The sequence below is a fragment of the Aurantimonas sp. C2-5-R2 genome (assembly GCF_036549495.1).
Classification (GTDB): domain Bacteria; phylum Pseudomonadota; class Alphaproteobacteria; order Rhizobiales; family Rhizobiaceae; genus Aurantimonas; species Aurantimonas coralicida_A.
The window spans coordinates 1-15,015 of the sequence record NZ_JAZHLJ010000075.1 but is presented as its reverse complement, the minus strand read 5'-3'; the positions used below and the strand labels follow the sequence as shown (position 1 = coordinate 15,015).

Below are 15,015 nucleotides of genomic sequence, written 5' to 3'. Positions count from 1 at the left end.
AGCCGAAAACCCCATAACTCAATGACCGACATCCCGCGGATTCGTTCTTCGGCGACTTTCGTACGCCTCGCGGCGCCCGAAACCCTTCAAGCGACCGGAACGTCTCCTTCCTCGTGACCGATGTCCGAAGCGGACTGTCGACTTCCCACCCCTCACATGCCATTCAAGGGCGGTTCCTGTTTGGGCTGGGAGCGGCCAGACCGCTATTGGGACGGCCGCCTGCAAAAGCGGACGCTGGATGTTCGAGCGCCGCAATGGCTGAAATGGGGCCGCCAGGGGCCTGACAGCTTTCTGGCGGGCGAAGTTCAAGGGCTGTCTGTGGCGCACCGCTTGAACGGACCGCGTCGTTAAAGTCGACCAAACACCTTCAGCTACCGGCGCGCCTCAAGCAGGGTTCCCGGTAAACGGCCGGGCCGCTATGCCGCCACGACTGTCCCCGTCTGAAGGTCACGCGGCGATCGCTCGGTCGGCGATGTAGAGACGAGCATCCCATCGGCATATGGTCTGGCCCATGGCACTACGCCCGAGCTCGACGACGTTGAGTCGATCGCCAGGGAAGGCTGGACTTAGTTCGAGCGCGAGATAGTCGAAGAGCGAGCGCTCATGGACGGCAATGATGACCTGCCGATGCATCTGTTTGGAGAGCGTGCGCAGCAATGCCGCGAATTGCGCGATATGCACCTCGTCCATGCTCTGGACAGGATCGTCGATGACCAGCCATGGCAGCTTGGGCTTAACCGAGAGATGAAGCGCCAGGAACAGCGTCAGGGCGGCGGTATTGAGATTGCCGGCACTAAGCATCGCCCGGGGGTTGCCGCCCTTCCCGCCACGACGGTGCACCGTTTCGAGGACCGCTTCGACATTGGCATTGGAACCTTCCGGTATGGCGAAGGCCGGGATGAACGGTTCTTCTGGAGCAAGGCGCACGAATAGGTCACGCCAAACTGCGTTCAGTTCGTCGTTGAACACGCGGCGGACGACGCGCCCACGCGCCTCGCGGGTCTGACGCGCAACATCCTTGGCGACATTGATGATCTTGTCGGCCTCGGCTTTCTGCTCTTGCCGTCCAGCCAGCAAAACTTCGAGGTTACGCACCTCTGCCTGCAGATCGGTTAGAGTTTCGCGCGCGGCGATTAGGCCCTGCGCCGCCTCGATCGCTCCACGGCGGGCCGCCTGGCGCTCTGTCAATGTCTGTTCGCGCCTCGCGATCCACGTAGCTAGGTCGCCCAGCAGCTGCTCGGTTGGTGTCGCGGTCTCGAAGGCGACACCGACCCGGCGCGCGAGTGCCTCGACATTGGTACGCAGAACAATGGTGGACTGATCGGTGCTCTGAAGGGCGACGAGCTCTTGTGCTGTCCGCGCCGCCTGCCCACGAAGCCTGTCGCCATCCGCGAGTTTGGATCGTGCCTCGAGCAGCTCACGCTGGACTTCAGTTAGGTCGGCGGCGCGGATCTTGAGCGCGGTTAATTCTGTCTCGGCAATAAGCCCGCTCACCGCCGCCTGCATCTCGCGGTCAAGGCGCGATACCTCGCCTTGCGTTCCGGTCCGCGATTGGAGCAATGCTTGCAGGCGCCCCGCCTGTTCGATCATGGTCGCGACCTTGGCCGCGACATGCGCGGACAATGGCGTGTCGGAGACTTCGGAAAAGTCACGATCGCATACCGGACAGATGTCGCCCTCGACATGCGTCATCAGGTCCGAGAGCGCCCGGGCAAAAGTCTCGCTGGACGAGGAAGCGGCAGAGACTTCTTGGTCGAGGCGCTCTAGGCGCGCTCTTGCTTCAGCCAACTGCCGGGAAAGATCGTCGTGTCGCTTCATGGCGGCGTCATGCGCCGCTAGGACGCGCTCGATCCGATCGAGGTCGGTCTGGATGCGGTCGGCGAGGATCCGAGCCCGCTCGGCAAAGTTCGCTTCGCTCGCGACCGAGGCGTCGGCGAAGAAGGCAGAAGCCCTTATCAGCAGTGCCTCGACGCTGTGGCCCTCTTCGAAGTTCCACTTCTCCAACGCGCTTGCCGCGACCTGGTTGGCCGCCTCGATTGCAGCCCGGTCGGCACCGGCCGAATCCTGCTGCATAGCCGAGCCCCCAGCCTGACCGGCTGACCTCGAGCTCACGCCGAGAACGCACGAGCGCGGTCAGATCACTCTCTTCCGATACACCTTTAAGCGCCGCGATGATGTCAGCGGGAGGAAGATCGAGCTGTGCCGGGTCGACCATCGCGACTTTGCCGCGCAAATCCTCATCATGCGTCCTGATGGCTATCTCCGCCTCTTTGACTTGGTCCCCAAGCGCTGCGATCTCGACTTCTTCGGCCGGAATGCGATCGCGCGTTTCGCCATAGGCCGGTACCGGTACTTTAAGGCGGGCAATATTACCGGCGGTATGGAGGCCACCGATCAGCGCGTCCATACGATCGAGCCCGAGCAGCTCTTTGACGAAGCGGGTGAGCGGAGAATCGCTCTTCTTATCGGCGTGTTGGTAAATTTCGAGGAGACGGCCAAGCGTCGACTGAGCAAGGTAGCTGCGTTCGCTGAAGAAATTCGCTTCGGTGTGGCTCAACAGCGCCTGTCCGGTGACCGCATTGGTCGTAACTCGCACATCCCCTCGCCGGATTTCGCCGTCGTCCGCTGTCACTTCGAGACGAACCTCGCCGAACGGGCGATCCTTGTGGGGCAGGTATGTCAAATAATCCGGTTCGGCGCGCGACAAGGAGGGGACGGCGCCGGTGAGCGCGAGTTCGATCGCAGTAAGAAGACTGGTCTTCCCCGCTCCATTGGGGCCATGAATGAGCACGATCGGCGCATCGAGCGAAATATCGATCTCGCCGTCGATACTGCGAAAATCCTTCATATAAAGCGATTTCAGCCGCATCCTTCTTGCGCCTCCCCTTTCTCGCTATCGCCGTCATCTAGATCGTCATCGGGGTCTCCGTCGTAATCTGCCGCGAATACGGCCGTGAGCGCGGCGTGGAAATGGTCACGCACTGCGGCCTCGCCAAGCTTCGATGCCTCGACCAGCTCGTCGGCCAGCGGATTGTCGGGCAGTGTCAGCGCCTCACCTGCGCCAAGGTCGCGATCGGCGGATAGGGTCGCAGGAAGAACCAGGGGCAGGAGCACGGCGAGCTGGTCACGAAGCTCCGCCGGATCGTTCGCTTCGCCGACTGGAAGGAGGCGGCCAACCTGCGCGAGGGCCTCGAGAGTTTTCCCGACCGGGCGCGGCCCGACGATGATCGTTGTAAGCGGTCGGTGTGATCGCATCACGTCAAGTGCGCGTGCGATTCCCTCAACCTGTTGCACGACCTTGCGCTCGCCGTCCGCCGCCATGTCGCCGACGATGACGAGGTCGTGGGAGTGCCCCTGCCCGACAAAAGCCCCGGCGACCTCAAAAGCGAGCCCAGCGACCTGCAACGGCGGCGCGATACGCCGATACCCATTGGTAGCCAGAAGGTCGGCCACCCGATCGGCGGGCAGGCCAGCGGTCACAGCGCCACCTGACTGCGAAAGCGATCGAGCAGATTCTCGACCTCGGAGCCCCCGGCGAGCAGTTCCTCGATGCTCGTCTCGCGCGTGGAAGCAAGCCCTGTTCGGCCCGGCGCACGTCGCGGGTAACGCGGCATCGGCGGCGAAATCACATGGCTATGGACGATCACGGCATCGTCGTTGTCGGCGATAAGGCCATTAACACCAAGTTTGATGGCGGCTTGGGCATTGGCGGCGAAGAAGATTTTCGCTGGGCCGCTCCGACCCTTCAATACCAGCGCACCCGATGCAGGGTCGGCAACGTCTGCTTTGGCTGCGGTCCAATGGTCGCGTGCAAGCCCAAGCCCGATCAGGGCATTGGCGACGGCAAACTGGCAAAGGCCGCTGCTGGGCAAGGCCATGTCGGCCGGCATGCTATGGAGAGGCTCCACTGTGAGGGGCGCATAGATGCCATTCACGGGATCCGGTAGGGTTTCCGCTGCGCAGCATCGTTATCGCGCGACCACAATGTTCGATGAGCTCGGTGACCATGGCGGCGCTCGGCACCACGCTGTCCGCAATTGTATTTCGAGCCTCATCAAGACCTGCATGGAGTATGTCGCGATCGGCATTGGAGAGGCCAGGGACGCCCAGCTCGACAAGGAGCTTCAGCTTCGCGGTCACGACATAGAGGAAGAGCGAAAGCAGCAGGGGCTTGGCATAAGCCTGAACCAGCGCCTCCGCCTCCATCTGCGGCCGGTTCGCCGCAGTGTATTCGCCATGATATACGTTCTGCAGAAGGCCTTCCTGATCGGCGCCCAGCGCGTTTTCTGAAAAGGCATAGGCCGGAGGATGCGACGGCCATGGCCAAGCCATGGTCGCCTGCGCATCGGCAAACAGGGCTTGAATGTTCGAGTCCTGCGCCGAGAGCCCCAGCATCAAGGTCGGCCGCGTGACGATGAAGCGCTTCAGTTCAGCGGCGAAGACCGGATTTTGCGCTAGCCAGCCGTTGATCTGGCTCGAGCGCGCTACGAGTAGCCTGCGGAACTGGGCCTCATCGTCGAGTGCTGACTGCGCGCATCCATGGAACTTGTAGAGATTGGCGCGCCGTCGATTCCATCGCAATCCGCCCGCCGCGACCACGACCCGTAGGACCGGTTGGCTGCCCGCCAATCTAATAACGGCGCGTTCGATTAGAGTATCCCAGTTCGCCGTCGGCATTTCGGACGCCGCGCCCTCGATCGCGAGCGCCGCGAGGCAAAGATGCTCGGCATCGGGCTCTATCGCCGGATTGGCGTAGACGTGGGCAGCGTTGAGAATATCCCAGAGCAGATAATCGGGTTGTTCGCCATCGACGGCGACGTTAAGCATGCGGGCGTAGTTGTTGACGAGGCGCGCCGCGAGCGCGTCAAAATCGGCCCAGCTGCTCGGCAGCACATCAAGATCGATCCGGCCCCATTCGTCCGCGCTCGGACTTGCCTGGACGAGTACCGCATTCAGCGCCTTGCGGAAGCGGCAGTTGGCATCACCTGCAACGATCTTCGACTGCAGAGTGACCAGCACACGTTTGGCGACGTCATGCAGGTCGGGCATCTTCTCGCGGGAAATGCCCGAGCCGAGCCAGAGGACATATTGATCGTTCGCCACGCCGTCAGCGATCTCACGCTTGTCGCCATCAAACATGGCCAAGGTGGCGCGGACGGAAATTATCGCGGCGGCGGGCGCGGCCATTATCGTTCCCTCGACATTCAGTCAACGCTGTTAGATTGCACGCTGATTAGTCCTGATCCAGTCTGAGCAACCTCTCGCGGCCACGCATAAATCGGTGTGACGCTTCTGAGAGGATTTTCAACGTTGGAGTGCGCCGCTACCGCGGCATCTAAAACCCGCATCCTTCCTCCTTTTTGTGACCAGCTTACAGTCAAGCTCAATCGCCGCCTACCTCTATCGTGGACTTGCCTCGCAAAACGGAGAGCTCTTCTGATGGAAGGAGGAGCATTCCATGGGCAACCACATCGCCTGTTCGGCAAGGAATTCGAGGCGGAGGCCGTACATCTGGTCGAGACGAGCGGGCGAACACAGCGCGAAATCGCGGAGGATCTCTGTATCGGTCTGTCGACGCTGCGTCGCTGGCTCGACAAACGCCGTGAGCGCGATTTGGAATCGCCACCAACCGAACGGCAGGAAGATCTGGCGGCAGAGCTGAAGCGGCTGCGACGCGAGAAGGCGGGCCAACACAAGCAAAGTCTAAATCCGCTGCTTTTGCAGTTTGCCGACCTGAAAACACGGTTGGCAAAGCTGAATCCACGGCGGCTTTTGGGACCGGCGGGCGCAATGGTGAACGGCAACAATAGGCGCCATGCAGACCGACTGGATTCGGCAGGACCGGGCCGATCGCAGACGTTCGGCTTCGAGCCATTATAGGCAGAAAGCTGCCGTTCGGCACGCGACCTCTTCAATCCGTCTTCAATGATTTCGAGCTTCCACGAAAGCGGACCAAACTTGACTTCGAATGGAGCCCGCACTCCGGTCGACCGCGACCAAGATGGCATCGCTCCGCCAAGTGGCGAGCGGCATGAGTCTGTCCGTCGCGGTCGATCTTGCCAAATCAAACCTCCGTCGATGCTGACGACGGATCAGTCGATCGCGAGCGAACTGGAAAGATCCGCGCCCGCCTGAAGGCCGGCGCGTCGCTCAACCGAGCCGGGCACCGCCCGATGCTCGGGTCATCGCGTCGACTTTGACGTTTCGGAACGAAGCGGTGGTCAAAGGCCGTCGGACGCCCGTGGCTCCCGCCAGTTCGACCGAACGGGGCGACCAGAGGTTCGCGTGGAGCGTCATAGGCAGGTGCGGAACTGGGGTCGGATCCCAGCTTCCGCGCTTGTGCACAAGGACGTCGTCAACGAACCAGCGGATCTGGTCGGGAAACCATTCGATCGCGTACCGATGGAAGTCCGCGCTGGCGTCGAAGCCGAGATCGACCGCACAGGGCGAGCCGCGGTAGCCGTAATCGAGCTCCGTGCCCTCGTTTCCCGGATTGAAGTAGACATTGAGAAGCATCCTGCGCGGTTCGTTGCCGGTGATCTCGACGTCGATCTCCTGCCGTGGCGCGGAACGATGCAGGAAAAAGCCCGTGACAAAGCCGTCCCCCCGCGCCGCCCTCATCTCGATTTCGAAGCGGCCGTGCAGGAAGCGATGGGCCGACGAGAGGGCGCCGGAGCGGAAGGGGCGGTCCCCCATTCCCGATGCGCTCAGTGTGATCGTCGCGCCGTCCGGGCCGTGGTCGATCGCGTCGGATCCGAAGGTGGCCAGATTGCCTGGGAACGTCCCGAGTATCGCGGGCATCTCGATCGTGGGCGCAGTGAGCGGGCACTGCATCTCGACCGCCCCATCTTCCCTCTGGGATGCTGGATCGCAGACCGGCGGCGGCCATCCGTCGACAGTTTCGATCGCCCACGGCGTGTCGTCCATCGCCATCGGCCGTGCGGCCCGGATGGGTTCGGTCGAGGGCCCGTAAGTCCGACGTCCGTCGCGGAACAAGCGCCAGTGGCTCGGTGCGCCGGAGGGAAATACTTGAACCGGCGTCTTCATCCCCGCCAGCGAACAGAGCGGCGGCCACCAGTCGTCTCCCGGCCCGTCTCCCGGCAGGATGGTCCATGAATGCTTCGAGCGGTCGGAGGCAACGGTCCGATCCGCTCGGATCGGCTCTAGGACCAAGCCGGTTACAAGTTCGGCGAGTCCGTCCGGCAGAGCATGGGGCGGGAATGGCGGATCGACGAGGACGTCGAACGTGTTGAACAAGGTGGCGACCTCCGCGTCGGCGACGGCAGGCGTGGTGGCGTCGAACGCGAGCACGCGAAGGCCCAGCATCGACAGTGCCATCGCCAGCGGTTCGCGCCCGCCGCGACCGGTCCACGCGACGATCCGGACCCTGCCGGAGCGAGCGGGGGCCGGAAGGGCTTCGGCGTCGACGATGCCGGCCCGTGCCAGGAATGGCAGCACCGAATAGAAGTTGTCGGATCCCGTATCGGGGCGCTGCAGGATCGTCGGCGTCATAACGGCGAGCGGCCTCAGCCAATCGAACTGCCTGTTGATCCACATGTCGACCGGCCCGACGACAGGCATTGCGCGCAGCAGCGCCTGCGCTGCGCCTCGCGAGAGGATGTAGCCGCAGAGGAACCAGAGCCCCCGCACCGGGCGGAACAGCGTCCTGCGGACGTCCGCCCGCTCGCAGGTCCCGCCGGCGTCCTCATAGGACAGGTAGAGCATGGCCGGTCCTCCACCGTTCCCCCTGGTCAAAGCCTCGCACCAGGCCCTTTCGATCGATGCGGCTGCGCCCCCGCGGAACCACACGTCGTCCTCGAGGATCAGGACGTGCTCCTCGGATCCCGTCGCGACGGCCTTCCACGCTTCGACGTGCGACCGCGCGACGGCGATCTCCTGGCGCGTCATCGTCACGGCCTCGTCCCGCCCGAAGCAGGCCTCCAGCCTGGCGTCCGGCTGGACGTGGAGCTGGTGGTCGAGGACGTAGCGCGGGTCGACGTCCGCGGTGGCCGCGACCGCCCTGCCGTCGCGCGCGTCGACCGCGGGAAGACGCGTGACGAGGTCGGTCAGCCGGCGTCCCTCGTGGTCCTGGAAGCGTGCGAGTTCCCGCACGGTCCGCGCCATGCGGCGCGGCTGTCGGTCGAGATTGATCACGAGGATCGCCCCGATCCGGCTCGCGCCCGCGCCGAACGCGTCGATTCTTCCGCCCGGCACCGCGGCAGCGACCCGTCGGCATAGGCGGAACGCCGCCGCTCGCAGGGCTCTGGCGGGTCGCTCGAGTCTCAAGCGCGCACCTTCGCGACGAGCGTGCTCAGCATCCGTAGACGTTGCGCCAGTTGCGCATATCTCCGCGATAGGAAAGGTCCCACCGCATCTCCGCGATCGCGTCCCAGCCGCGCATCAGATTGAAGTCGAGCGCGCCTCCGCGCAGAAGCAGAGCATGTGCGTGTGCGGCGAGGACCGTCGTGAGGTTCCCTGGGCCAGTGGTAGCTTGGATCTCCGGCCGGTCGTCGCCCCAGAGTAGCAGCTCAGTCGCCCGATCTAGGGCGCGCCGCAGGACGGGATGTCCGGGGGGCGCGGCGATGGGATCGTTGTTTACGTAGAAGTTGCGCTCTCCTGCGGGCAGATCTGTCCGCCAGATGTCGGCGTTCTGCATCATTCCGCCGGCCGAGATGTCGTAGCAGAGCGGCTGGAGCTTCAGCCTGTCGTCGTCGAACAGGCGTGTCCAGCCGTCGTCGAGCAGTACGTCGTCGCAGTCGACGTAGAGGCCCCCTTCGGTGAGCAGCACGCACAGACGAAGGTAGTCGCACCGCATCGCCGGATGTGCGCATCGGCCGAAGGCGGCGACCTCGCGGGCACCGTGTCGATTGCGGATGTAGCGGTCGGCGGAGGCGTCGTCGAAGGTCCGGATGGCGAAGCCGTGGTCGACCAGCCGCTCCCAGGTCGACAGGCAGGCGGCTACGTCGTCGGGCAGTTCGGAATGATCGTGCCAGAATCTGACCAGGTTGCGCGGTATCCCGCCGGGTGCGTTCCGCGATCGGCATGCGGAATCCATGCCGACTTGCATGAGGACGATGTCCCGGATCAGTGCCGATCGAAGCGTCTCGTACTCCTCAAAGCCGAGTCGCAGAGCCGCGATCCGACGCCGCGCGTTGGCCGCATGATCATGCGCCTCGCTCAAACGGCCGTCCCTTGTGCGGCCGGGGCAGATCGATCGCGGCTTCGCCGCAGGTAGGTAGCATAGGTGGGAGAGCTTCTTAGGAGATGGATGCGGCCGCCTGTTACGAAGCCGTCGAGACCGTGCTCCCTAGTGTAGACGTCGAGGTCGCCGATGTCGTTGATGAATCCCTTGCCCTTGAAGTTGAGCGACGTGTTGCAGAGGACGCCGTAGCCGGTCCTGGTTCGGAAGGCGGACAGCAGGGCGTGAAGCTCCGGATTGGAACGCTCTGTCACGGTCTGCAGGCGCGCCGTTCCATTGACGTGCGTCACGGCGCGGAGCTGATCGGTGGTCGCTCTGAAGGTGTAGAGCATATGCGGGCTGCCGACACGACACCCGAACCATCGCTCCGCCTCCTCGCGCAGGCAGACCGGCGCGATCGGCCGGAACTGCTCGCGCTGTTTGATCCCGTTCAGTCGCTCACGCGTCTCGTCGCGAAACGGGGCGGCCAGGATGGAGCGGTTGCCGAGTGCGCGCGGCCCGATCTCGTAGCGCCCGTGCGCCCAGCCGAGGACGAGGCAGTTCGCGAGGAGGTCCGCGACGAAAGCGTCGTCCCGTTCCAGCACGTCGTATGCGTCGCGCTGGAACGGTACGTCGTCGCGGAACGGAAGACCGGCATAGACGTCCCACTCGATCTTCGGGTCCCCGGTCAAACGGAACTGAGCGTCGATCGCCGTGCCGATGGCCGACCCGCTGTCATTGGCCACGGGCGGAACGAAGACCTGCGAAAACAGGCCGCTGTCCACCCATTTACTGTTCCAGTCGCAGTTCAGCCCGCAGCCGCCGGCGATCAGAAGTGGCGGGCCGGGATCGAGGTGCTCGCGCGCGAACATTTCGAAGCGGGCGAATATGGCGTCGCTGTAGATGCCCGCGAAGTCGCGGAACGAAGCGTCCTCGACGCCGACGTCGAAATGGGGTGCCTGCGGAAGCATGGGATAGTCGGAGAGCTTGCGGTAGGGACCGTCGAGAAGGAATTCGAGAAGCGCCTGCTCCTCCGCCGTCGCGATCGAGCGGTTCGAGAAGGACGCGAGCGCCATCAGCTTTCCGGCATCGGATTGCCGGGGATAGGGTCCGTCCTTCGGGAAGTCGGGGTCCGCAAGCCCGTAGAGCAGTGCATAGCGGTTGCCCGGCTGCGTCAGAACGTCTTTCACGACGGACATTCGGCCATGGGCGTCGATCTCGTAGAAGGTCCCTATCTCGCCCTCCCACACCAAGGCGTAGCACGGCGCACCCTTTGGAAGCGGGGACATCCCGAAGGCGCACATGACGTGCGAGCGCTCGTGGGAGGAAGAGAAATAGTCGGAACGTCCGCGCAGGAACCGTCTTCTCTCGTGGATGGCCAGGTCCTCGGCCGTTCCGCGATATCCGCCGTTGCGGCGGGATCCGTGAAGGAATTCGTAGTGGTCCCGCGGCCACCAACCGCTCATGCATATGACGTCGGGAAGATCGGACAGCTCGCCCACGACATTGAGGACGTCGGAAACCGATATCGCGGAGTAGCGGTAGTTAGAGCCCTTCTCGGCTTCGATCGAAAAGGACAGCCGGCCGTCCTCGATGAAGGCGACGGCACCGTCGTGACCGGGATTGTATGCCAGAATGCGCAACGACCTCTCCCCTTGTGGAACGGTCATTCCACATGCTTCCTAGGTCTGGCAAGTGGATTGCTCCAGAGGGGACCGGACGCGGCAACGCCTCGTGCTGCGGGCCCCGCGTTCAGCGACTTGGCCAGCGTCGTTGAAGCCGATGCAGGCCCTAGTGCTATACTTCTGCTTACCTGATATTGCGAAGATGGGCTCATGGTCGGTCGGCCACCTGGGCACGTGCGGGATCGCGATGGAGCGCGCGCATTAGCCATCCCCGGGCGAGCAACGCTCGCGCAAATTCGCCACCCTGACCCGACTCCATGAGAACCATCTCGGCCCAGCCGAGTGTCGGCTTCCGAGGGTGGCCAATGACCCAAGGAACGACCGGCATGGGCGCGTTGCCGTCTGGCTGCTTATTTGACGAGAGCGGGCCGGAAGCGGTCTGGCAGGTTTCAAGCGCCGGTGCTGGAAGGCGGCCATTCGGGCTCCGGCAAATCTCCCCCGTTCCCATGCCGTTAACGGCTTAGTGAGAGCGGTCGTTCGTAGCCGTCCTAACTGTCGGACGCGGTCGGCATCGGGCTGGCCGGGAGGTGATAATAGATACGCTTTGGCAGCATGTGAGTTCATTCTCAACTGCCGCTTTTGCTAGACGATCGCGACAACGCAATGCGATCGGAGCCGGGCACAAATCGATCTGGCTGAGCTTTTTGGGCGATGCGCACGAGGTCGACAAGCGCCGAACGGAGAAAGGGCCAGGGGAACTCCGGACATTCAGCAGAGCTTTCTCCCTCGCGTAAGATGGCATCGAGCTTGCCCGCAACGCCGGCAAGTGATGTGGCAGATGCACTCATCAGCGCATCGACCAGCTGTTGTTCGCGGAAGGCCGCGGCCTCTTCGGCCTCTTTGGCGACGGAGTAACCCAACTCGCCATCTGCGGCATCCCAGCGAGCCTGGTGTGCCGTGAACTCAACTTCTGCGATTGCCCGCGTCGCTGCCATCGCCGGATCGTCGCCGAAGGTCTCTTCGATCTGATCACGGGTATGCACGAAGATCGATCTGCCCTCGTCAGGCAGATCGATCTCTGCACGTGGAAACCCAATCGTCTCGACCAATCGGGTCTCGAGGGTCTGCTGCTTGCAGCAAGCCTCATAAGTGCGAAAGTGAGCGTCGTTCCATTCGTGCCAGAGCTGCAATGCGACATCCGGCTCGCCGCTATTTGCTGCTGGCGATCTCCTCAATGGATTGGTCGTCCATGCCGCTGCCATCAATGTGGTGCCGGCTAGCAGCATGCGACGGGTGACGGTAGACAGACTCGTGCTAGTCTCAGAATCAGCCATGATCCGAGCTCCTTACAGCTTGGCGAGTGGTCAGGCTAAGTACGGTGTGCCTACACCGTGCTTGGCCGCACTTCGGATTTCAGGTCCAAGGGTGTCTTTGACACCTTTGGATCATACAGGAATGATCTAAAGGGATCAATACGTATTGGTGACGGCAGGACAGATGCGGGCAGCCCGCGCGTTAATTGGTCTCTCACAAACCGAGCTTGCAGATCGAGCCGGCGTGTCTGTTCCGACGATCAAGCGCTGCGAGAGCGAAAGCCAAAGTGTTCCAACCGTGTCCGTTGAAACAAAGAACAGAATTCGCGCTGTTCTGGAGGCGGAAGGTGTGGAATTCACCAATGGCGACCAACCGGGCGTACGGTTGGCACGACGTTAAATTCTCCAGATCCGGATAGCCTTCCCAACAGGCGGTAAGGACATGCGCTATCGGACCCGGCGGCATTGCATTGAACTCGTACCAAACCTGATCGAACGAGGTCACGGAAACTGGCGCGCGCGAGCTTGCCGGTGACACAGGCTCGTGTCGCCACGACGGGTAAGCTGAAGGATCCGCGCCGCGACGCAGGCAACAGCGACCAACGCTCCGATCGATGGGTTTCCGCACAGCCCGCCATCTGCCGTGCCCGATCCTGTAACAGAGCGAACATCTTAACCTGACCTGCTATTTGCGCGTTTCCGTTCCGCTGCGAACGCCTCTTTTCCCTTTTCGGCCCAGAGCGTTCGCGCTCGTTGTCCATCGTCGCTCTTGAGCTTTTCGGCGACCCAGATCATCGCGCCGTAGATCATGGCGCGATCATCGCCGGTCAGGTCCACAATGCCGGACTTGACGACGAGGCCGCCGAGTTCAATCAGATGCCTCGTGCGTTTGCGGCGTTCGACCTGCCAAGTGCGCATGTCATGCCGCGCCCGCGCCGCCTGATGCCGATTGCGCGCCGCCCGATTGCGTCGGAGCGCTGCCGTCGTTGCGTTCAGTCGCTTTTGCAGATCGCCGCGATTTGCTGCGAAAGAACGCGGCCCCGCGCTTGGCCCAGGACTCCCTCCTTCCGGCATCGGTGGTTTCCGCCAGCACGATCAGCGCGCCGGCCAGTTCGTCGGCTGTGAACGCATCGGCGCCGGTGGCGATCACCAATTCGCCGAGTTGTTGCATCTTGCGGGTTTTCAGTTCCCGCGCCTTGTCTTCGAGAGCTTTCAGTTCCGCGTCATAGTCCCGTGGCTTGCGCATGGCATCCTCCATAAGCTGTTGATGCAGCGATGTTAGTTGAGCGCCTGCCGCAATGCTGTAAGGTTGTCGGGACGGTCTGGCACGCGCCGGTCCAACCCGAGATTTTTTCGAGGGAGGGCGCGCTTATACGTCGTTCCGACGTGCGCTTGACCGTGCCAATGCTTCATCGCGATGGCGATCTATCATCTTCACGTCAAGGTCATTGGCCGCAAGGCCGGGAGCAGCGCGGTGGCCTCCGCCGCTTACCGTTCCGCCTCGCGGATGCGCGACGAGCGGATTGACCGCGTTCAGGACTTTTCCGCCAAGCGCGGCGTCGTCCATTCCGAGGTGCTGCTGCCGGGTGGTGCGCCCGAGGCATGGAGCGACCGCGAACGACTGTGGAACGACGTCGAAGCCTTCGAGGTCCGCAAGGACGCGCAGCTCGCCCGCGAGGTGGAGTTCGCCCTTCCGCATGAGATGAGCAAGGCGCAGGGCATCGAACTCGCCCGCGACTTCGTGCAATCGGAATTCGTCGACCAGGGCATGGTCGCCGACCTCAATGTGCATTGGGATATCGGCGAGGACGGCACGCCCAAGCCCCATGCCCATGTCATGCTCACCATGCGCTCGGTGGACGAGAACGGCTTTGGCCGGAAGGTCCGCGACTGGAATCGCACCGGGATGGTCGAGCGGTGGCGCGAACGCTGGGCGGAGCTTGCCAACGAGCGGCTGGTCGAACTCGACATCGACGCGCGGATCGATCATCGCAGCCTTGAAGCACAGGGCATCGGGCTTGAGCCGCAAAGCCAGATCGGCGCACCCGCGCAGCGCATCGAGACACGTCGTGTCGAGTCACATCGTGTCGAGACACGTCGTGTCGAGGACGACGGCATCGAGACACGTCGTGTCAAAGGCGAAGGGATCGAGGCGACCGCCACCGTTGCGGATCGGGCCGAGATGCACCGGCAGATCGCCCGCGACAATGGCCAACGCATCATCGCCGATCCGTCCCTTNTCGTGTCAAAGGCGAAGGGATCGAGGCGACCGCCACCGTTGCGGATCGGGCCGAGATGCACCGGCAGATCGCCCGCGACAATGGCCAACGCATCATCGCCGATCCGTCCCTTGCATTGGATGCGATCACGCATCAGCAATCGACCTTCACGCGGCGCGAGATGGCGCGGTTCGCGCATCGGCACAGCGACGGCATCGACCAGTTCAATGCGGTCACACATGCCATAGGAAACGCGCCCGATCTGGTCGAACTGGGACGGGACCGACGCGGCGAGGACCGGTTCACCACCCGCGACATGATCGAAGCCGAACAGCGTCTGCACCGTGCCGCCGAACTCATGGCCGGGGCCGAACGCCACGAGGTCGATGACAGGTACAGAGTGGCCGCACTGGCGCATGCCGAACAGCGCGGCCTTGTCCTCTCCGACGAACAGGCCGATGCGCTGGCCCATATCACCGACGGGCGCGACCTTGGCGTTGTGGTCGGCCATGCCGGAACGGGAAAGAGCGCGATGCTGGGCGTCGCGCGCGAGGCATGGGAGGCATCGGGCTATGACGTTCGCGGCATTGCTCTGTCCGGCATCGCGGCGGAAGCCCTCCAGAGCGGATCAGGCATCGCATCGCGCACCATCGCCAGCATGGAACATGGCTGGCGGAACG

Annotated in this window: 11 protein-coding genes and 2 pseudogenes; 3 read left to right on the top strand and 10 right to left on the bottom strand. The window is 63.3% G+C overall.

Translation table 11 applies throughout. The features are described 5' to 3' along the window. Positions 1-1,825: 1,825 nt before the first annotated feature. The 4 genes from VQ044_RS20410 to VQ044_RS20395 are packed head-to-tail and all read right to left on the bottom strand — an operon-like array spanning position 1,826 to position 5,187. Positions 1,826-2,869 carry an AAA family ATPase gene (locus VQ044_RS20410; RefSeq protein ID WP_327646882.1) on the bottom strand — a complete coding sequence of 348 codons (1,044 nt, stop codon included), beginning with the start codon at positions 2,867-2,869 and terminating at the stop codon, positions 1,826-1,828. Beyond that, positions 2,860-3,480 carry a hypothetical protein gene (locus tag VQ044_RS20405; protein ID WP_327646881.1) on the bottom strand — a complete coding sequence of 207 codons (621 nt, stop codon included), beginning with the start codon at positions 3,478-3,480 and terminating at the stop codon, positions 2,860-2,862. The genes VQ044_RS20410 and VQ044_RS20405 overlap by 10 nt, the downstream gene beginning before the upstream one ends. Continuing rightward, complete coding sequence (locus tag VQ044_RS20400; protein WP_327646880.1) at positions 3,477-3,890, bottom strand: hypothetical protein; 414 nt, start codon at positions 3,888-3,890, stop codon at positions 3,477-3,479. Before VQ044_RS20400 ends, VQ044_RS20405 begins: the two co-directional genes overlap by 4 nt. A 1-nt stretch (position 3,891) precedes the next feature. After that, positions 3,892-5,187, bottom strand: coding sequence for an SIR2 family protein (locus VQ044_RS20395; RefSeq protein WP_327646878.1), 1,296 nt, complete (start codon positions 5,185-5,187; stop codon positions 3,892-3,894). 252 nt (positions 5,188-5,439) lie between these two features. Between VQ044_RS20395 and VQ044_RS20390 the strand changes: the two are divergent. After that, positions 5,440-5,679: pseudogene (locus VQ044_RS20390) on the top strand (transposase); the annotation flags it as partial. A gap of 471 nt (positions 5,680-6,150) precedes the next feature. Here VQ044_RS20390 and VQ044_RS20385 read toward each other — a convergent pair. The 4 genes from VQ044_RS20385 to VQ044_RS20370 form a co-directional block, all read right to left on the bottom strand. Further along, entirely contained in the window at positions 6,151-8,286 is a 2,136-nt protein-coding gene (locus VQ044_RS20385; protein ID WP_327651212.1) for a family 16 glycosylhydrolase, read from the bottom strand. A gap of 25 nt (positions 8,287-8,311) precedes the next feature. Further along, the gene (locus VQ044_RS20380) at positions 8,312-9,181 is read right to left on the bottom strand and encodes a glycosyltransferase family 32 protein (RefSeq protein ID WP_327646875.1); all 870 of its coding nucleotides are present in this window, start codon (positions 9,179-9,181) and stop codon (positions 8,312-8,314) included. Continuing rightward, a complete protein-coding gene (locus VQ044_RS20375; RefSeq protein ID WP_327646874.1) occupies positions 9,178-10,821 on the bottom strand; it encodes a carbamoyltransferase C-terminal domain-containing protein in 1,644 nt (547 codons plus the stop codon). The genes VQ044_RS20380 and VQ044_RS20375 overlap by 4 nt, the downstream gene beginning before the upstream one ends. A gap of 608 nt (positions 10,822-11,429) precedes the next feature. Next, on the bottom strand, positions 11,430-12,137 hold the full coding sequence (locus tag VQ044_RS20370) for a hypothetical protein (RefSeq protein ID WP_327646873.1): 708 nt from the start codon (positions 12,135-12,137) through the stop codon (positions 11,430-11,432). Between the two features lie 163 nt (positions 12,138-12,300). Here VQ044_RS20370 and VQ044_RS20365 point away from each other — a divergent pair, with 163 nt between their 5' ends. Beyond that, positions 12,301-12,516, top strand: a complete 216-nt coding sequence (locus VQ044_RS20365; RefSeq protein WP_327626388.1) for a helix-turn-helix domain-containing protein — start codon at positions 12,301-12,303, stop codon at positions 12,514-12,516. Positions 12,517-12,788: 272 nt separating this feature from the next. On the opposite strand, the gene VQ044_RS20360 is transcribed toward VQ044_RS20365, so the two are convergent. Together VQ044_RS20360 and VQ044_RS20355 are read right to left on the bottom strand one after the other, a co-directional pair. After that, positions 12,789-13,034: a conjugal transfer protein TraD gene (locus VQ044_RS20360; protein ID WP_327646872.1), complete on the bottom strand. Its 246-nt coding sequence runs from the start codon at positions 13,032-13,034 to the stop codon at positions 12,789-12,791. Position 13,035: 1 nt separating this feature from the next. After that, entirely contained in the window at positions 13,036-13,362 is a 327-nt protein-coding gene (locus VQ044_RS20355) for a conjugal transfer protein TraD (protein ID WP_327646936.1), read from the bottom strand. A 171-nt stretch (positions 13,363-13,533) separates the two neighbouring features. Here VQ044_RS20355 and mobQ point away from each other — a divergent pair. Continuing rightward, a pseudogene (mobQ, locus tag VQ044_RS20350) lies at positions 13,534-15,015 on the top strand (MobQ family relaxase); the annotation flags it as partial.

Excerpts from the sequence above, each read along its gene's own strand:
- VQ044_RS20410 (WP_327646882.1), bottom strand. The coding sequence starts at position 2,869 with ATGCGGCTGAAATCGCTTTATATGAAGGATTTTCGCAGTATCGACGGC.
- VQ044_RS20400 (WP_327646880.1), bottom strand. The coding sequence starts at position 3,890 with ATGCCGGCCGACATGGCCTTGCCCAGCAGCGGCCTTTGCCAGTTTGCC.
- VQ044_RS20395 (WP_327646878.1), bottom strand. The coding sequence starts at position 5,187 with ATGGCCGCGCCCGCCGCCGCGATAATTTCCGTCCGCGCCACCTTGGCC.
- VQ044_RS20370 (WP_327646873.1), bottom strand. The coding sequence starts at position 12,137 with ATGGCTGATTCTGAGACTAGCACGAGTCTGTCTACCGTCACCCGTCGC.
- VQ044_RS20365 (WP_327626388.1), top strand. The coding sequence starts at position 12,301 with ATGCGGGCAGCCCGCGCGTTAATTGGTCTCTCACAAACCGAGCTTGCA.
- VQ044_RS20360 (WP_327646872.1), bottom strand. The coding sequence starts at position 13,034 with ATGCGCACTTGGCAGGTCGAACGCCGCAAACGCACGAGGCATCTGATT.
- VQ044_RS20355 (WP_327646936.1), bottom strand. The coding sequence starts at position 13,362 with ATGCGCAAGCCACGGGACTATGACGCGGAACTGAAAGCTCTCGAAGAC.